Annotated in this window: 14 protein-coding genes and 1 tRNA gene; 4 read left to right on the forward strand and 11 right to left on the reverse strand. The window is 40.5% G+C overall.

Annotated features, from left to right (window positions below; translation table 11 throughout):
- Window positions 1-608: 608 nt before the first annotated feature.
- Window positions 609-4,106 carry a PA14 domain-containing protein gene (locus VF06_RS25685; RefSeq protein ID WP_099071562.1) on the forward strand — a complete coding sequence of 1,166 codons (3,498 nt, stop codon included), beginning with the start codon at window positions 609-611 and terminating at the stop codon, window positions 4,104-4,106.
- A 225-nt stretch (window positions 4,107-4,331) separates the two neighbouring features.
- Here the strand turns inward: VF06_RS25685 and VF06_RS25690 are convergent, their stop codons facing one another.
- The 4 genes from VF06_RS25690 to VF06_RS25705 form a co-directional block, all read right to left on the reverse strand.
- The gene (locus tag VF06_RS25690) at window positions 4,332-5,882 is read right to left on the reverse strand and encodes a mercuric reductase (protein ID WP_099070468.1); all 1,551 of its coding nucleotides are present in this window, start codon (window positions 5,880-5,882) and stop codon (window positions 4,332-4,334) included.
- Between the two features lie 354 nt (window positions 5,883-6,236).
- Window positions 6,237-6,959, reverse strand: a complete 723-nt coding sequence (locus VF06_RS25695; RefSeq protein WP_244918142.1) for a TVP38/TMEM64 family protein — start codon at window positions 6,957-6,959, stop codon at window positions 6,237-6,239.
- 128 nt (window positions 6,960-7,087) lie between these two features.
- Entirely contained in the window at window positions 7,088-7,843 is a 756-nt protein-coding gene (locus VF06_RS25700) for a TVP38/TMEM64 family protein (RefSeq protein WP_099070466.1), read from the reverse strand.
- Between the two features lie 343 nt (window positions 7,844-8,186).
- Entirely contained in the window at window positions 8,187-8,897 is a 711-nt protein-coding gene (locus tag VF06_RS25705; RefSeq protein WP_099070471.1) for a TIGR04283 family arsenosugar biosynthesis glycosyltransferase, read from the reverse strand.
- Window positions 8,898-9,142: 245 nt separating this feature from the next.
- Here VF06_RS25705 and VF06_RS25710 point away from each other — a divergent pair, with 245 nt between their 5' ends.
- Complete coding sequence (locus VF06_RS25710) at window positions 9,143-9,616, forward strand: DUF3237 domain-containing protein (RefSeq protein WP_180267363.1); 474 nt, start codon at window positions 9,143-9,145, stop codon at window positions 9,614-9,616.
- 171 nt (window positions 9,617-9,787) lie between these two features.
- Here the strand turns inward: VF06_RS25710 and VF06_RS25715 are convergent, their stop codons facing one another.
- The 7 genes from VF06_RS25715 to VF06_RS25750 all read right to left on the reverse strand — a co-directional run bounded on the left by VF06_RS25715 (window position 9,788) and on the right by VF06_RS25750 (window position 16,933).
- Entirely contained in the window at window positions 9,788-11,095 is a 1,308-nt protein-coding gene (locus VF06_RS25715) for an EF-hand domain-containing protein (protein WP_099070464.1), read from the reverse strand.
- A 432-nt stretch (window positions 11,096-11,527) separates the two neighbouring features.
- On the reverse strand, window positions 11,528-12,445 hold the full coding sequence (locus VF06_RS25720) for a sensor histidine kinase (protein ID WP_099070463.1): 918 nt from the start codon (window positions 12,443-12,445) through the stop codon (window positions 11,528-11,530).
- Window positions 12,446-12,565: 120 nt separating this feature from the next.
- Complete coding sequence (locus VF06_RS25725) at window positions 12,566-13,174, reverse strand: L-threonylcarbamoyladenylate synthase (protein WP_099070462.1); 609 nt, start codon at window positions 13,172-13,174, stop codon at window positions 12,566-12,568.
- 237 nt (window positions 13,175-13,411) lie between these two features.
- Window positions 13,412-14,302, reverse strand: coding sequence for a peptide chain release factor N(5)-glutamine methyltransferase (gene prmC, locus VF06_RS25735; RefSeq protein WP_099070460.1), 891 nt, complete (start codon window positions 14,300-14,302; stop codon window positions 13,412-13,414).
- Between the two features lie 25 nt (window positions 14,303-14,327).
- On the reverse strand, window positions 14,328-15,146 hold the full coding sequence (locus tag VF06_RS25740; RefSeq protein WP_099070459.1) for a Tic22 family protein: 819 nt from the start codon (window positions 15,144-15,146) through the stop codon (window positions 14,328-14,330).
- Between the two features lie 859 nt (window positions 15,147-16,005).
- Window positions 16,006-16,079: transfer RNA gene (locus VF06_RS25745), tRNA-Pro, on the reverse strand.
- A gap of 302 nt (window positions 16,080-16,381) precedes the next feature.
- Window positions 16,382-16,933: a GNAT family N-acetyltransferase gene (locus tag VF06_RS25750; RefSeq protein WP_099070458.1), complete on the reverse strand. Its 552-nt coding sequence runs from the start codon at window positions 16,931-16,933 to the stop codon at window positions 16,382-16,384.
- A 629-nt stretch (window positions 16,934-17,562) separates the two neighbouring features.
- Between VF06_RS25750 and VF06_RS25755 the strand changes: the two genes are divergently transcribed.
- The gene (locus VF06_RS25755; protein WP_086763971.1) at window positions 17,563-18,282 is read left to right on the forward strand and encodes a hypothetical protein; all 720 of its coding nucleotides are present in this window, start codon (window positions 17,563-17,565) and stop codon (window positions 18,280-18,282) included.
- A 266-nt stretch (window positions 18,283-18,548) separates the two neighbouring features.
- Window positions 18,549-19,460 (forward strand): alpha/beta fold hydrolase, encoded by a 912-nt coding sequence (locus tag VF06_RS25760; protein WP_099070457.1) that lies wholly within the window; start codon window positions 18,549-18,551, stop codon window positions 19,458-19,460.
- The last annotated feature ends 91 nt before the right edge of the window (window positions 19,461-19,551 follow it).

Raw genomic sequence — 19,551 nt, forward strand, 5'->3', positions numbered from 1 at the left:
TCAATTATGAATATTTCAACAAAATTGTATAGAAGACATAGACATAATACGGTAATGTAATGTCAAATGTTGAATTAATTGGCCGATCAATACACGTCAATGTAAAAGTGAGGTATTATAAAATCACTTACGTATATACTTACTTCTATAGAATACTGAGTTCTTTGTCTAGAAATTTCATATGGTTGTATATCAGGTGAAATTATTAGTTTCTCCTGCAATTTACATTGTTTAGGTAAATTCAACAAACTTCAAATCTGAAATTTTTAGAAAATTTAATCGTGGCTAACGCCTCATATAGCGAGTCTCTAGTATTTCTAGTTATACATATTTTCCTATATATCTGCTTGTTTTTAGTGGAGATATAGGAAGATGTGTTGCTGTATGCTGATTGATTTTAGCTGGTTAAAATTACGCAACAAAAAACTCGAATTCAATGGCAAAGTAAGAGATAAAAAATGTGTATTAGCATTGATTAATATATGAATAAGTAAGTAAATTCCATTAGGGTGGCTACACATTATTTCTTCACAACATTCGATGAAAAACTAATCCCAAATAATTGATTGTGGCATTAGTTTTAGCTCTATTATGAGGCATATATATCAATGGACAATTTACAGAATCAAAATAATCCACTGTCTTCAACACCTACAAGTCCGGTAATTGGTGGTCAATCATCTCTAGCAGCCCTGGATCAAGCACAACCAAGTATATTGGGTGGGTCTAGTAGCCTTATTTCTCAAGGAAATGGACTCAAAGGAGAATACTTTGACAACGTTGATTTTACCAACCTGAAGCTAACTCGCACAGATAGCACAGTAAACTTCTCGTGGGGTAATGCTTCTCCAGACCAACTCATTGGTGCAGATACCTTCTCAGTACGTTGGACTGGTCAGGTAGAAGCTAAGTACAGCGAAACTTATAACTTCTACACCAGAAGTGATGATGGTGTGCGGCTGTGGGTGAATAATCAACTGCTCATTGATAACTTCGTCAACCAATCAGCCACAGAAGTTGTGGGTTCCGTTGCCTTAGTTGCAGGTCAAAAGTACGATATTAAACTTGAGTACTTCGACAACACCTACTCTGCCGTTTCTCAACTATCTTGGTCTAGCACCTCTCAAGCCAAAGAAATTATTCCTCAGTCCCAACTTTATAGTCAGGTCAATACACCAGTTGGTAATGGTAACGGACTCAAAGGAGAATACTTTGACAACGCTGATTTTACGAACCTGAAGGTCACTCGCACAGATAGCACAGTGAACTTTTTGTGGGGTAGTGGTTCTCCAGATCCCCTCATTGCCCCAGACACCTTTTCAGTGCGTTGGAGTGGTCAGGTAGAAGCTAAGTACAGCGAAACTTATAACTTCTACACCAGAAGTGATGATGGTGTGCGGCTGTGGGTGAATAATCAACTGCTCATCGATAACTTCGTCAATCAATCAGCCACAGAACTTGTGGGTTCCGTTGCCCTAGTGGCAGGTCAAAAGTACGATATTAAACTTGAGTACTTCGACAACACTTACTCTGCTGTTTCTCAACTATCTTGGTCTAGCACCTCTCAAACCAAAGAAATTATTCCTCAGTCACAACTTTATAGTCAGGCCAGTACACCAGTCAGTAATGGTAACGGACTGCAAGGAGAATACTTTGACAACGCTGATTTCACCAACTTGAAGCTAACTCGCACCGATAGCACAGTGAACTTTTTGTGGGGTAGTGGTTCTCCAAGTCCCGTCATAGCGCCAGACAGCTTCTCGGTGCGTTGGACTGGTCAGGTAGAAGCTAAGTACAGCGAAACTTATAACTTCTACACCAGAAGCGATGATGGTGTGCGCTTATGGGTGAATAATCAACAGCTCATCAATAATTTCGTCAACCAATCAGCCACAGAACTTGTGGGTTCCATCGCCTTAGTTGCAGGTCAGAAGTACGATATTAAACTTGAGTACTTCGACAATGCTTACTCTGCCCTTTCTCAATTATCTTGGTCTAGCACCTCTCAAACCAAAGAAATTATTCCTCAGTCGCAACTTTATTCTCCAGTTTTACCAACCACTATCACCTTAAGTACATCTCCCACCAGTGTGAACGAAGGTGATGGTAATGTGACTGTGACTGTACTGAGAACTGGTGATTTAAGTGGTGTATCTACGGTTCAGTATGCCACCTTGGGTAATACTGCAACAGCAGGGGATGACTACGCCAATGGTGGAGAAGAAATAGGCGGGACACTCACCTTTGCAGCAGGAGAAAGCAGCAAACAGATTGTCATTCCCATCTTTGACGATTCATTAGCAGAACCAGATGAGAATTTTAGTGTGGCTATCGACCAGCCAGAGGGTGCAACATTAGGAATCCAAAGAACTCTGGGAATCACGATTAAAGATAATGATAGCCAAGGTCTGAATTTTACTCAGCCATTAGTGAATGAGAATGATGGTACGGCGACGGTAACAGTGACACGGGGTAATGCTGCGGCAGCAGCTAGTGTAAACTACACAACTGTGGATGGAACTGCTAAAGCCGGATCTGACTATGTGGCTTTATCTGGAACCTTGAACTTTGCAGTGGGAGAAACCAGTAAGAATATTTCCATTGTTCTCAAAGATGATTCCGTTACAGAACCCGATGAAAGCTTCACCTTGAAGTTTAGTAATGCAGTTGGGGTGTTGCTACCTATTACTCAGACCACAATCACGATTGCCGATAATGACTTGGGTGAGTTTCAAAGACAAACCGTAGTTTCTGGCTTAACTACACCTATAGACTTTGGTTGGTCAGCTGACGATAAGCTGATGTTCATTGCCCAGAAAGATGGTGTAGTCAAGGTGTTCAACTCCACTACAAAAGTCTTAGAATCAAAACCATTTATTGATATTTCATCACAGGTAAATAACGTATCCGATCGCGGTTTGTTAAGTTTGGCAGTACATCCAGATTTTGGCAAGAATCCCAATGGCAACAACTACGTTTATTTATTGTTTACCTATGACCCACTAGAAACAAATCCCAACAATCCCAAAAATAATCCCAATAGCAACTTAGACGATCCCGATAGGCGAGGTAACCGTGCAGCACGCCTAGTTAGAGTCACAGCCGATCCCAGCACTGGTTACAAAACAGCGATCGCTGGCAGTGAAGTTATACTATTAGGCAAAAATAGCACTTGGCAGTACATCAGTCGCCCAGACAAAGACAGCACATTCGTCGATCCTACCGATGAAACCAAGAATGAAGCACCATCAGGCATTGTAAACAAAACCACTGGCAAATTGTTTGCCAACGCCCAGGAATATGTGGATGCTCTGGAAAACAATAACATCAGAAACATCCAGGATTTCATAGCAACCGATAGTGCAACTCACTCCGGTGGTAGTGTGCGCTTTGGTAACGATGGTACTCTGTTTGTGAGTGTTGGTGATGGTACTTCCTACAACCGAGCAGACATTCGAGCCGCTCGCGTCCAGGATATCGATAATTTATCAGGTAAAATCCTGAAAATTGACGCCATCACTGGTCAAGGTTTAGCAAGCAATCCTTTCTACAACGGCGATGCCAACAGTAATCGTTCCAAAGTTTATGACTTGGGTCTGCGTAACCCCTTCCGCTTCACCGTCAATCAACAAACTAATGTGCCTTTTATCGGCGATGTCGGTTGGTACAAGTGGGAAGAAGTGAATGTTGGCGGCCCCGGTAAAAACTTTGGCTGGCCATTCTATGAAGGTGGTGTTGATTCAAATGGCAACCTCATCAACATCAAACAAAACGCCTATTCTAATCTCGGCATAGCCAAGGAGTTCTACGATAGCGGTACACAAGTGACAGCACCAATTTACGCCTACGATCATTTAGCTGGTTCTACTTCCGTGGGCGTCGGTACTTTTTACACTGGTGGCAACTTTAACAACGCCTTGATGATCTTCAATCCCACCAAGGGAACCATCACCGCTTTAACATTAAACAACCAGAACAAAGTTGTTGCAACTACACAGTTTGCCTCCAATTTAGGAGCGCCTGTGAGCGTTCAGGCTGGAGATGATGGCAAGTTGTACTACGTAGACTTGATCTCAGGTAAGATTGACAGCTGGACACCTGTTTAAAGTAGGTGGGTAGACAAGGGAGACAAGGGAGCAGGAGAGGTTTAGTAGTCTGGCAACCCAAAAATCTTAGGTGGAGGTTGGGAAAAGGTTAAAGGGAAAAGGGGAAGGGATAAAAACCTTTTCCCTTTCCCCTTTTCCCCTTCCCCTTTAAAGAGCCAAGTTGCCTTGGCGTACTACTAGGTTTCCCCATGCCCCATGCCCCATGCCCCATGCCCCATGCCCAATTCAAGATAACTTAGTGATAAATCCCAATAATTTTTTAGTAGTTGATGTCAGGAGTGTACGACGATAGGCGTCAGCTGCTTTTTTAATGGCTTCGGCTTGGGTGGGATAAGGATGAATGACGCTGCTTAACTTACTCAAACCGATTTTATTTACAATTGCTGTGGTTATTTCTGAGATGGTTTCGCCGGCGTGACGGGCGACAATGGTTGCACCGAGAATTTCATCGTCACCTTTTTTGTGGTGGATTTTCAGAAATCCTAATTCTTCACCATCAGCGATCGCTCGGTCTACACTACTAAAAGGAATGGCGATGGTTGTCACTTCAATGCCTAATTCCTGCGCTTCATGTTCGTATATTCCCACATGGGCAATTTCTGGGTCGGTATAAGTTACCCACGGCATTACCAAGCTGCTGAGTTTGCTACGTCCCAAACCAAAAGGAGAAAACAGGGTATTCTTAATTACAATCCTGGCTGCGGCATCGGCAGCATGGGTAAACTTCCACTTCATGCAGATATCGCCAGCTGCATAAATTTTGGGATTGGTTGTTTGTAAGTAATCATTCACCTTTACGCCAAGGCGTTTGTCATATTCTACACCTGCGGTTTCTAAATTTAGACCTTCTACATTTGGCGCACGTCCCACGCCTACTAAAATTTCATCTACTGTCTCCGAATCTCGATGGCCGTTGGAGGAAAAATAAAGCCGTTTTCCTTGGGTCACTGTTACCACTTCTTCCAATTTGGAATTCAACACCAAGCGAATTCCTTCGTTAACCAAAACCCTTTGCAGAATTTTTGCAGCTTCGGCATCTTCTTTGTTGAGGATCTGAGAACCGCTATGAAAAAGTACCACCTCAGAACCCAAGCGCCGGAAAGCTTGCGCCAATTCGCAACCAATGGGGCCGCCACCAATTACCGCTAAACGTTCCGGTCGTTGAATCAAAGAAAAAACCGTTTCGTTGGTGAGATAACCTGCTTGTTCCAGTCCGGGAATGGGGGGTTGTGCGGCTCTTGCGCCAGTAGCAATTACGGCTTTTTTAAAGCGGAGAATTTTATCGCCGACTTCTACGGTATTTTTACTCGCAAATCTGCCGCTACCTAAGAAAACATCAACTCCTAAGTTTTGAAATCTTTGTGCGGAATCATTATGGCTAATATCAGCTCTTATCTGCCGCATCCTAGCCATAACTTTGGGAAAATCCACATCAATATTATGTTGGGGAATATTAACTCCCAAATTTTTAGCATTCCAAGCTTCGCCAACTACACGAGCAGAACGAATCACAGTTTTAGATGGTACACAACCAACATTTAAGCAATCTCCACCCATGAGATGCTTTTCAATTAGTGCCACTTTTAAACCTAAATCTAAATCTGCTGCACCTGCGGCTACTACTAGTCCTGCGGTTCCAGCACCAATTACTACCAAGTCGTAAATATCAGCAGGTTGAGGATTGACCCAATTTTGTGGATGGACATAGGATACTAACTTTTGGTTATACTCGTCCATTGGACGGACTGTAACTCTCTCGAATTGGGAATTGGTCATTTTTATACCTCATTTGCCAACTGAAAATACCAAAGTCAAGATAAATTTGTTAATGGTTATTTCATCGAAGAAGGGAATAGGGAACAGGGAACGGGGAACAGTTCCTTGTTTACTATTCCCGTCAGGTGAGTAAGAGACCCCGACTTCTATAAGTCGCTTTTTGAGATGGGGATTTCAACCCCATCTTAAACAGTCTATTCCCTGTTCCTTGTTGCCTGTTCCCTTTTAACAGAATTACATCTTTGCACTGTTTTATCGGTTTGAGAATTGACAAATCAAATGAGAAAAATTTTTCAACGCAGAGGAACGCTGAGTTTTATTGCGAATAGTTATGCTTTTTTAGGGTGCATTAACTTATAAAATTTCATCTTCTAAAGCTTTGCGGGCAATGCGGGTGATATAAATTGTGACGGCGAGTGTGGCAATAAAACCAAGAATCCGGATTGTCCATTGTAAAGTAGAGTTTGTGGGTTGAGCCTCAGTACCAATGGTGGCAAGATTGCTAGCTAAAGAACCAATGTAAACATACATAATAGTTCCAGGAATCATACCTACGGAACCGATAAAGTAATCTTTGAGGGAAACTCCGGTGATGCCGAAAGCATAGTTTAATAAGTTGAAAGGAAATATTGGCGACAGTCGCGTTAACAAAACAATTTTCAATCCTTCTCTGCCAACGGCTTGGTCTATGGCGGTAAATTTTTTATTATCTGCGATTTTTTGAGCAACCCAATCTCTTGCTAAATAACGTCCCACCAAGAATGCAGCTGTAGCGCCAAGGGTTGCACCAATGAATACATACAAAGAACCCCAAACTACGCCAAAGATGACGCCAGAACCCAAGGTGAGAATAGAACCTGGGAAGAAGGCAACGGTGGCGAGAATGTAAATTGCAATAAAAGCGATCGCTCCCACTGTACCAAGGCTATCAATCCACTGCAATGCATCTCGTAAAATTGCTTGGGGATTAAAAGAATTGCTATTTACAGATTCTTGTGCAAAAGCAAAGTCTGTATTTAATAAAAAACTAAATCCAAGTACTAATAATATTAATAAAATCCATCTCAAATTTTTCATTTGCTTTGCGCCTAGAGCGTTTGGAGTTAAAAAAATCATCCTGCAAATATATACTGCACAGTTTTCTATATATTGATTTTTGATAAATTGCAAAGATGAGAAAAATTAAACATGATAATTTGCAATTGCTATTCTCGAAATGAATCTGGTTGTTCTAAACGACTTGTTTCTGTGAGTTCTACACTTTGAGCTAGGGCTTTTTGAGCAATTTTTGTCATATAAACAGTCACAGCAACGGTAGCAATTAATCCAATTATTCGCATTATCCATTGCCAAATTTGAGTTTCTGGAGTACTTGGTTGATGAGAGATATTAATCATCGCAATATTGCCAGCTAAAGAACCAATGTAAACGTACATTACAGTACCAGGAATAATGCCAAAGGAACCTAATATATAATCTTTGAGAGAAACCTGTGTAACTCCAAAAGCGTAATTCAATAAATTGAAAGGAAACAGGGGAGATAGACGAGTTAATAAAACAATTTTCCAGCCTTCTTTGGCGACTGCTAAATCAATGGCTTTAAATTTTGGATATTTTTCCATTTGTCGGTAAACCCAATTCTGTGAAAAGTGGCGTCCAATTAAAAAAGCCAAGGTAGCTCCAATTATGGCAGCAATTAAGACATATACTGAACCCCAAAATACTCCAAACAAACAACCACCTTTGAGAGTTAATAGGGAACCAGGTATAAATAATAATGTTGCTAAGTTGTAGATGACTATGTAGGCAATAGGGCCAAAGATGCCAAGACTCTCAACCCAAATGATTAAGGTGTGTAAAAGTCCCTGAATGTTTAACTGTTTAGCCGCAATTATAAGAGTGACAATTAAGCAACTTAGCAGTAGTATTTTCAGTTTGGAAGTGAATAAGCGCTTCTTCATTTTGATAAATTTGACCTTCTGAGGTTCAAGTTTGACCTTTTGGTGCTGAATTTTGAAACCTATAGGACTCCTATTTGATTTTTGAACAAGATTCAGTACACATCTATACCCTTCTTTTCTGTTCCCTGTTCCCTATTCCCTGTTCCCTACCTACGCAGATAATTTCAGGAATCAAATCGGATTACTATATACCAATACAATTTAATAATTGCAGCACATTGTTGGGTCAAGACGCGATTCATCGGGTCTATACAAGTGATGTATTTGTGGCATTATTTTTTTCAATTGGTATTACATATGGAATCTAATGCCACTAAGATATACTACCGACATGAAAAACAGCTTAAATCCTCTTAAATTTTTCTCCCCGATACCAGCGACGAATTCGTTCGGGTGACACACCGAGTAAATAAGCAATAATTACTATTTGATTGAGTAGCGTAGTTTTAAGCACTCCTTTTTGCAACCATCTACGCGCTGAGGTCACAACTGGTGTGGAGAGAATTGCAATACGTCCTTTGGTTTTTAAACGACGTATCAGTTCAAAGTCTTCCATGATGGCTAATTCTGGAAAACCGCCAACTTGTTGAAATACTGCTTTGGTAACAAAAATTGCTTGGTCGCCATAAGGCATTTGGCAAAAATGCGATCGCCACTTTACACCCAACTCTACCCATCTTAAACTCAAAAGCGACGCATCAATTTGCAAGTTAAATGCACCAGCGACTATTCGGGGTTGTTGTAGCGCCGTGCAAATCATTTCATCAAACCCAGCAGGTAAACGGGTATCTGCATGAAGAAATAACAGAATCTCGCCACTAGCCGCCACAGCACCCGCATTCATTTGCACAGCACGACCAGGAGATGATGAGATAACTTTGACACCTAAAGATTGAGCTATTGCTTTGGTATCATCACTAGAGCCGCCATCTACGACAATAACTTCTATATTTGTACTGCTTTTTGTAGTCGCGATCGCTTCTTTGATATTCCCTGCTTCATTAATAGCCGGAATGATAATAGAAATTTTGTTACTACTAATATTCTGATTCATGATTGCTGAGTTTTCTTTTCTGGGCATGGCAGAGAAAGCGTAATAATTTAGCAAATCATCAATTTTCTGCCCTGGCTAACTTAAAAACTTTGAAGGTAAATAAGTACCCAGACATAATTAATTACACATATTGTTTTTCTCTTCTCTATTTCCTGCCTCGACGAATGAATTTAATTTTGTCCAACTACTTATGGTAAGTTTTTTGTAAAAGCTGCAAATAACGCCACTAAATTATCATAAAACTTGTGACTACGGATATTTTTGATTACAGCTTGGAACACATCTTTTCCTATCGTGTAACCCTCAAAACTCCGCCTGAGATCGTTGGGCCTGTTCCAGAAGGAATTCGGGTTAACTTTTACATGCTTGGAGGAGAGGTGAAAGGTACAAAGCTGAATGCCAAAGTTCTTCCTGTGGGCGGAGACTGGCTAACTATTCGTCCTGACGGCGTAGGTATACTCGATGTACGTAGCACCTTTGAAAGTAACGATGGAGCTTTAATTTATACTACTTTCTCAGGAGTGCTTGATTTAGGGGAAGATGGATATCAAAAGTTTTTGAACCAAGAACTACCAGAGTTGATTCCACTACGCATTGCTCCTCGTTATCATACAGCCCATCCAAAATACCAGTGGCTCAATCGCATACAATGTTTAGGAATTGGTCAATCAGATTTGAAAAATTCACAGGTTCACTACAACATCTATGTAATTCGATAACCAAGAAAAATCACTTTTCACCACCTCTCAAATATACTGAAAATTAGTAAACAGATAATCATTGTAATCAGGACGTACAACTAGTTTTACGCCCTTAATACATAATGATTTATATCAGAGTTTTGCCTTTAAAATCTCTGTCCTCCTGCCTTAAGTTTCCCAGCGATTTACTTAAGACGCGAGAATTATATCAGAGTAGGCAAAAGACCAAACTGGACGCATCTTAAAAAACTCTTCAAAGGAAATTTTCAAATCTTTATTATCATCGTATTTTTGCATGTATTCTTCAACTTCACTAGAAGGTAATCCCCATTCTAGCAATAGGATTTTTAACTCCAATTCATCAATGTAACCATTGCGATCGATATCCAATTCCTCAAAAATTAATCTACACTTTTCTTCATTGCTAATATTTTTCCCCTTACTTAAGTATTGTAACTTCAATGTTTCTTTTTGTAGCCGTTGTTTGACACCTTTAATATGCCAGATTTGCTCATAAAACTCATTGAAATTAAATTCATTAATCTCTGTGTGTTCATTGATAAAATTATTGATAAAAGCGTCGGGAACTTGCCATTCTCGCCAAAGGCTCATCAATTCGTCTTTATCTAAAGTTCCACTTTGATTCACATCCAATTGAGTAAAAACTGCTGCTGCTAATGCTCGATCGTCAAGTTGTTCAGAATTAATTGATAAATGATTGCTGATCCATAATTCTTTCGCATCTTCATCAATTAATGTTTGTCTTTGACTTTCTTTTGTCCAACTTATCCATTGTGCTGGTGTGGGATTCATAATTAACTTATAAAGAGCATTATATCCCAGGACAAAAAGGATAAAAAACAAGTTGCCAGCCACACCTAATACAGAAGGGAATATCAATACACCAGCTGCGAGAATCGAAGCCGAATAAAGATTATCTTTAAAAAGTCCAAACGCAGTAAAGACAAAGTAAAATACCCGACACCAAACGTAGATACTGAGAACTAAAAAGGTGTTAACTAACCACAAATCTGAACTAGGTTCTAAGAGGAGATGAATGGCACAATAAAGATGCAAACTAACACAGAATATATACGATGGAATCATCGCACTCTTCGCGCCAAAAACAATCGGTGTTTGGTAAGAAGATGAAGTGACATGACCGATTATGGCTGATAGTGCCATAACGATCGCTGGGATTTCTGGATTACTACTAAAAAATGCGATCGCACCAAAAACAATTTCTATAGTTCCGGAAATTACATGAGTTCTGATTGATAATTTCCGTTTGGGTAACATCAGAAATTTTGGGTGTGGTGGGTTCGTATAGTGATAATACAAAACGTAAAAATTACTGAATATTGATGCCACACACAAAACTAGTTTTTGATAATATTCAATTTCTTTTCCTGTAAAAGTGGTACTGAAATAAAAGTAAGCTAGGACATAAATACTCAACGGTAAAATTAGCAATCCTTGTTTCAAAAATGTTGGCATATAGACTATACTTGGTATATCTTTTGACAGATGCGATAAATATACTAATTCTTGTGAGAAAAAAACACAAGGACAGTTAAGACACTTAAGGAATTTTTTATAAAAATTTTATATTTTATAGCTGAGTTAGTTACCTGATATCGTCATCCCCTAAATTCTCGATATCCTACATCTCTACACACAATATGGCATCAGATTTGTAGCTGGCTTATAACTGCATATTGAGCATAAGTCTGACTTAAGATTTATTTGTCAAAGTTAGCAAAGCGATGGTGTGGATTGGAGATTGTTTTGCTGGTAATGAGTTTTTACCGCCTCAATATGTCTAATCTGAAAAAATGATGTTAAAGAGCGATCGCTTTTTTCGAGATTGCTTTGCTAGCTATGAGTTTTTATAATTAAACCATCGTAGAGCTAATCTGAAAAATAATATCAAAGAGCATCGGCACTACTAGATACAGGAATAGAAATTTGTATTCTGGTCAATTCCTGGGGTAGTTCCTTGGCAATTTGAGAAGAGAAAATTTCTAGTTTTCCTCCCATAACTTCCACTAGAGTTTGATTGATTACTAGCCTCATTCCTGGAGAAAGAGTAACGCTTTGTAGGTTTGCTTGATGCAGATGATTTTTAGATTCCATCAAGTCAATTGCCTCACTCCAAGGTATGGTATTCATTGGTACATCCAGCCAAATATTCACAAAATTATTTGTAGAGATAGTGTTGCTAGAAATATAGATGCTGCCTTCTTCCATCTGACTAATAGCAGTGTCTATTAAACTAATTAATATTTGACGGAGCCAGAGATGATCTGCCAAAACATAAATTTCTGGATCTGCGGGTAACAATTGCAACTTAAAATTGCGATTTGCCGCCAGCATATAAGTTAAGTTATAAGCTTCCTCCAAAATATTGGCCAAGGGTCTGGGTTGAATATCTAGTTTATTTGTACCATGCTCAGTTCTAGCGACGTTGAGAATTTCATCCATTAGCTTCAGCAGTTTCAGCGTTCGCTCATGAGCCTGGACAATAAATTCTCGTTCTTCAGCGGGACTTTCACACAGATCTGACAAAATTAACTGATGTAAACCAATTAAACCATTCAAAGGCGATCGCAATTCATGAGTTGTACGTGCCAAAAAACCAGCTTTAAACTGGCTCATCTCTCTTGCCATCAGGTATGCCAGCTGGGTTTGCTGGATTTGTTCTGATATTGATGGTGTGTCCTGTTGGTCTAATGGCGTTACCGCAGATAAGCTAGATGAAGAGTTTGGCGATGGCGTAAAAAATCGACGAAAACCTAGACCTAGTGCTATTCCTGCTCCTAAATATATCCAGTTCATCCAATTCATATTTTGGCAATTATTAACTTGTTAATCGATGGCAACAGCCGAAATTCAAGTTCCGCATTTTTCGGCTGTAGAAACTAAGGAAACAACATTATAGCTATCTATAGCAGTTTTAAATTGTTGCTATATTTTAGTTACATTCGACGAATCTAAGTTTATTGCACCTTGCCGGAGAATCTGCCAATTAATTCCTGTCCATTTGGCAACTGTGGAAGGTATACCCACTCCCAATATTTCATCCTGAAATTCTGTGGTTGCTAGAGTCAGAACGTCGGGAAACTGAGCTGTAATTTCAGCGATGGTTTGTAAAGGTGGCTGACCAGAAAAATTAGCACTAGTGGTGGCAAGGGGGCCTGTTTGCGCCAAAATAGTTTGAGCAATGGCGCTGTTTGGTACTCGTATCCCAATTGTTGTTGGGTCACTGGGATTCATCACTTTTGGCAGGCGTTGACTTGCTGGTAACACTAATGTCAGTCCTCCCGGCCAATATTTATCTGTTAATTCTTGCCAAATTTTATACTCTTCATCGCTACCTTTGACATAAGGCCACAAATCCTCAGCACTAGCAGCCATGAGAATCAAAGGTTTGTCTTGACTGCGTTGCTTCGCTGCAAAAATTAATCCTGCTTTTTCTGGTATCGCCGCCAGTGCCGGAACTGTGTCTGTGGGAAAGCTCACCAGTAAACCAGCGCGTGCGCCAGCTATGAGCTTTTCTAGAGAAACTTGGGTCATGTTTACTGACAATATTCATCCACCAATTTTACTATTGGGAAGGATACCAGTTTATGGTTGGTACACTAGCAATACTTGTCGGTTAAAGGGGAAAGGGGAAAGGGGAAAAGGGAAAGAAAAAACCTTTAACCCTTACCCGGTTGGTGAGCTTGTCGAACCATTAACCTTTTCCCCAAACCAAATTCCAGTTTAAAATCCTTAACCGAGCAGTGTTGCCTAATTTTCTACTCATCATTCCTAACTTTTATAAGCTAAGGCAAAGCGTTCAATACCAGCTAAATCACTATGAATTTGAATATTGCCATAGCTACCTTGATTTTCTAAAAGTTCTCGCACTGTGTCTGCCTGTCCTGCCATCATCTCGATTAGCCAAATGCCACCAGGTTGCAAATATGTAGGAGAAATTTCTATCAAATGGCGGATGCAATCTAAGCCATCAGCACCACCATCCAAAGCTAGATGCGGTTCGTGGTCAATCACTTCTGGTTGCAAACTAGGTAAGGTACTAGTGGGTATGTAAGGGGGATTCGATACCATACCACTGAACTGACCTTTGAGGAATGTCAGTGGCTCCCACCAAGAACCTTGATAAAATCGAATGCGGTCAGCAAAACCCAAATTCTGGGCGTTGGCTTGGGCGATGGCCAATGCTTCAACACTGTAATCAACAGCATGAATTGTTGCGTTTGGCAAGGCATCTGCTAGCCCGATGGCGATCGCTCCACTGCCAGTACCCAAATCCGCCCAGTGTCCTGAAGCATTACCACCAGCTGCTACAGCCAAATCAATTAAGCACTCTGTTTCTGGTCGGGGAATCAAAACCGCATTCGATACGGCAATTTTAAACTGACGCCAAGGTGTAGCTTTGGCAATATACTGCACTGGTAAACGTTCATTTAATCGCCTCTGCCACAACAGATCTAACTCTGCCAGAGGCAATTGCATCTGAATTTGCGGCCAATTTTTAAAAGACTCCAAACGGAGTGCCAAACGGTCTAAACCGGCTACTTCTTGGAGCAACCAATCTACTTCTGTTGGTGGAACATCAGTGGCGCAAGCTGCTTTCACTGCTGCATTCCGCCACTGCCAAAGTTCTAAACCAGAAATTATCAGATGTTTCTCCCCCATGCCTCAACCTTGGAGAGCAAATTGGTTATTTTTTCGGTGCAGGTGCAGCAGCAGGTTTGTTAGCTGGTGCCTGATTCGGAGCAAGCGATCGAATAAAATTGATAGATTCTCGCGATGGATATAAAACAATTTTATTAATACTGGGATCGTTGCTAGTATTGAGAGCCTCCATCACACCGTACAAATCCACCACCTGAATTTCAGTGTTTTCTGCTTCCTTAGGCACGGCTTTTTTAAATTCATCTAACAAAGCCACTGCTTGTTCTTTTTCAAAGAAGAAAGGAATGTAGCGCTCATTACCGTTTGCCAAAGGAATGGTTAGATAGCTATTATCTTTTTTAAATTTGGGCACAAACAAAGGAATGCCGTTGAATTGCTCAACTTTTTTACCGCTTGCGTTCAGCATACTTGTTGCTGAGGCTACCTGTTGTTGGGTGGGGACTAAAGTATAAATTACTGAGTCTGACTTCTTTTTACCTTCTAGCACTATCTTATAGTAGTCTGCCAAAGATAAAGGTCTTACCTGTAGGGTACTTGCCAATTGAGGATTTTCTTTTTTCAGTCGATTATCTAGGAATTTTTGAGCATCTTGCTTGCTAATAAAAAATCCCACTTGAGAGACGGTCTTAGATTGGTTATTCCTGGAAAGAACTACGAATTCGCCTTTAGGATTTGTGAGGGTGAATACGGGTACTTCCTGTAGCTTTTTCACTACCTGGTCTTGTGGTAAAGCTACCGCTTCTAGATTCCCTAATCCTGGTAAATTACCTATTCCTACAAGTCCTCCTAAAAAGACACTCCCGGCCATACCTAATGTTGCGCCCCAACGAACCAATGATTTCATGACTGCTCCTCGCATCAATAAGACAATTCAATTAAACTAATGGTTGGATTTGCACAGCACCAACTAGCTTCAGTTATATAGCAATCTATTTTAGTTGTGAAAATTTATTTGTAAACAACTTATGAGGTCAGTTGATTGTTGAAAGTCAAAAATCGAAGTCAAATAATCGCAACTATTTAAGATTGTTATGATATCGCCTTTAGCAATAGACTGTGCTAAAGTTGTCTTTTTGTCAATTTTACTTTGCTGTTGGCTGCTAAATCTTGTAGATGACTATTTTTTGTCTTGGGGAAGAATGAAAAATTTCTCTAACCCTGAAAATTATAAATGCCATTTTATTGACTTTCTCTAACACCGGATGACGGCATAAGTTTATCAATCGTTCCATCTAGTCCTAACTAAATATCTTCTCAAATTTATACAAAGTACAGTGTCACGAGTATCTGATTTATCAAAGACGAAATTCAGCTAACATCGCTTCAAAAGCTAGTCCAAGACAAAAATAACCAAATTAATTTTCTGCGTAAAAATATGTAATTTAATTGCACTTCTTAGCAACAAAACTTTAGTCTATTTGCCCTAAATGGCAGAAGTTTTTGAGAGATTTTCTAAATTTAGTTGGTTGCTGAGACAAAAAACCCTCAATAAATACAGGCGTTTAGTAAGATAATTCTGCCTTAACGTACATTTTTGTAGAGACGTAGCACTGCTACGTCTCTATTTATCCGTGTGTGGGGATTCTTTAACAGTGTGGTGCAGCGATCGCAATGTGAGAAAATTTTGATTTTTTGATTTGACATACTAATCAAAGGCAAATTTATCAATAACTTTGGTTTTGATTGATATGTCTTAACTAAAATCGGGATGACAGGATTTGAACCTGCGGCATCCTGCTCCCAAAGCAGGCGCGCTACCAAGCTGCGCTACATCCCGGCTATATTTATCTACTGTGTGCGGTTGGGTTTTAACTTAATTTCCCAAGCGATTCACCCTTTCGCATAAGCATCAACTATATCATATCACATAACACCGACTTATGCATAATTTTGTTTATTTTTTATAAATACTAGATAGTTTTTCTACCTTAAATTTAAGGTTCTTGTGCCGACTGAGTTGTACAAGACATAAAATTTGCTTGTTCGTCGGCTTAACCTTCCCAAACAATGTCAAAACAATAGATTCTTGCTATAATGCCTGATTTTATTGTGCAAATCGGGTTTTATTTGAATCGATTGTTAGTGAGGATACCAAAACATACCTTTAATACCTTCTGGATCTGGCATGAACCCCATAGTTCGGTAGAAATCTACAACATGAGGGTCGGCAAAGAGAGTCACATTGCTAATTTCTTCACTCCTCAGTTTTTTGAGGACGTATTTCATCAGTGCCTTACCCAACCCTTGATTTTGAAAGTCTGGGTGAACCACCACATCCCAAATAGTGGCATTAAACGCATGATCTGAAGTAGCGCGGGCAAAACCAATGAGCCGCTTTTGGTTTCCTCTTACCTGCCACATCGAGGCAACGAGAAAACTATGCTCAATGGCTTTTTTGACTTTTCTTAAAGGACGACGCGACCAACCAACTGCATCACAGAGTTCTTCTAGTTCATACAGATCGATGTCTCGGTCTGTACTGAAGACGATGCGAGACTCCTTTGAAGAAGCTTCGCTAATATTACTGGGGCTGGAGTTGCCCAGAGTGTCTGCTGTATATTCTTCAAAAGAAGTTGTTCTAGTTGTCGCTACAGACTCAGGAGTACTAAACCAAGTTTTCCAAAAACCCATGCCAACGAGGTTCGGGTAATATAACTAAATTGGCTTCTACTCTCAAAGAGAGTTGATTCATACTCAACTCAGCTAGCGCCATCCACTACCCCTAACACTCAAAATTTTTGGGTTGTTTTCGAGATTTGAAATGGTAACAGCTAGTTGGGGCATGTTTCACACCAATCATCTTCAACTTTAGCATTTTGTTGTAAACCCTAGTAAAAATTCAGCAAAAGGGAAGAATATAAGTAATTCCAAATTACACCCTGTTGTGATTCCTCTGTCTGACTATGTGGGAAACGCCCCAAGCTGTTTGTGACTTTTCTCGAAATAAATATAGAAAACCCAATTCTGGCAAAGATCCTGTGAATTGTTCGTATGCAGCTTAAATGCAGGTTAGCTTAAGAGTGAATGGTATATCAGGGATTTAAATACCGGGAAATTTTTCCCACCCCCCAGTTTCCAATACCTAGTCCCTAGTAGTCTGTCCAGTCAACTTTGCTGGGTGAAGGTTCTTTAGAGGGAAAGGGGTAAAGGGTAAGGGATTTAAAACCTTTCCCCTTTCCCCTTTCCCCTATAAAGAGCCAAGTCACGAAAGCGAACTACTAGTCCCCAGGTGACGAAAGCAAGCGAGTCTTACCTTAACAATGGCTTCTGGTTTAAAATCTTCGACACTGGAACTCCTAAAGCGCTTTAATCGAGCGTTTCCCCAGTTTTATGAGCAATTTGTCAGCAGTGAGATTCAACTGCAAAATTTACGGCTAGCCTACCGTCTCTATAAAACTAGACGCGCTGTGATTGAACTAAAACCGGAAGGTAGCAAAAGTGCTTTACATTTTGCCTACCGCAACCAGTCTTTTCTGCTCAGCGATATTTTTGGCGTACTAGCAGCTTATGGTTTAACAATCCACGGTTTGAGTTTATACGGTCAAATCCGTCCGCCGATGTTAGTTTTTATCAAGCTGCTGGTTTCTCGTGGTAGTAAAGCCTTGACGGATAAAACCGCAGAAAATGTCTGCCGCGCCATTCGCGAAGCTTTAGGAGGTCGATTTGAGGTAGAAGAAATGCTGGCAGTAGAATTCAATCTTGACACTGGCCTAGAGCAGGTACAAACTGAGTTCTATGTCGATCCGGTTTTTCATCTTCCTGCTTTGGTGATTGAAGCTGATAATCAACCAGGATTATTCTATAAAGTCATGTACGCCATTTGGCAAGAAGACTTGCTAGTGGTCAATGCTAATTTACTCGTTTGGCGCGGACGTACACGGCTGATTCTCTACTTATTGGGGCCGAATGAAAGCTTAATTCCTGAATATCTAGGCCACAAAATTGCTGAAGGGGTACGACAGAGGTTGCTGGGGAAATAAAAAAAGTTAGGAGTGAGGAGTGAGGAGTGAGCAGTTAAATAAGAGCGTAGGTTAGGGGTTACAAGGCATAGTCAAGCAAAGTTATCCCTAATCTTCTGTACCCTATAACTTTAGGTTAGGAGTTAGAAGTTGTTGATTTTGTAACACCAAACTCCAAACTCCAAACTGCTAACTCTTAACTCCAAACTCCTAACTCCAAACTCCTAACTCTTAACTCCTCACACCTCGTATTTAGTCGCACCCACCCTTAGGGGTACGATATAAGTATGGCAACTATTGAAATCTTGGGCGTTCCACACGCATACGAGCTAACGGCTCCCACTTCCTGCCCCCACGCTTTAGTATTTATCCACGGTTGGCTCAATAGCCGTGGATACTGGCAACCTGTGATTTCCCGCCTATCAGATGATTTGCAGTGCCTGTCCTATGATTTGCGGGGTTTTGGTGAATCCCAGTCCCAGGTAAAAACTGATTTTAGTCGGGCACAAACCTCTGTGAGTCTGACTCCCATCTCCAGTGGTGGGGTGGGTTCACCTTTCGATTCTCTTTATACCCCTGCTGCCTATGCTCAAGATTTAGCAATTCTTCTGGAACAGCTAAATATTAATAGTGCTTGGCTAATTGGTCACTCTTTGGGAGGTACGATCGCTCTATGGGGAGCAGATCGAATACCTGAGTGTGTTAAGGGAGTTATTTGTATTAACGCTGGTGGCGGTATTTACCTCAAAGAAGCTTTTGAGCAGTTTCGCTCAGCAGGTCAGAAATTTTTACAAATTCGTCCGCGTTGGCTATCCCAAGTACCTTTAATTGATTTGCTATTTACCAGAGCCAGTGTCGCACGTCCTTTAGAACGCTATTGGGCACGTCAGCGGGTGATTGATTTCGTAGTGGCTGACCCAGAAGCAGCCCTGGGAACTCTGTTAGATTCTACAACTGAAGAAGAAATTAACCGTTTGCCTGAGTTGGTATCTCAACTGAAGCAGCCAGTTTATTTTTTAGCTGGTTCGGAAGACAAAGTTATGGAACCCAAGTATGTTCGCCATCTAGCTAGCTTCCACAGATTGTTTCAATACTGTGGTGACAATGTTTTAGAAATTCCTAATTGCGGACACTTGGCTATGTTAGAGCAGCCAGATGCAGTAGCCGATTACATCCGGTCGATAGTTAAGAGTGAATAGGACTGGGCATAGGGCATAGGGCATGGGGCATGGGGGAAAGGTTAAATTTATCCCTTTCCCCTTTCCCCTTTCCCCTTTTCCCTTTAACCTT

This window comes from Nostoc linckia z4 (genome assembly GCF_002608075.1).
Lineage (GTDB): Bacteria > Cyanobacteriota > Cyanobacteriia > Cyanobacteriales > Nostocaceae > Nostoc > Nostoc linckia.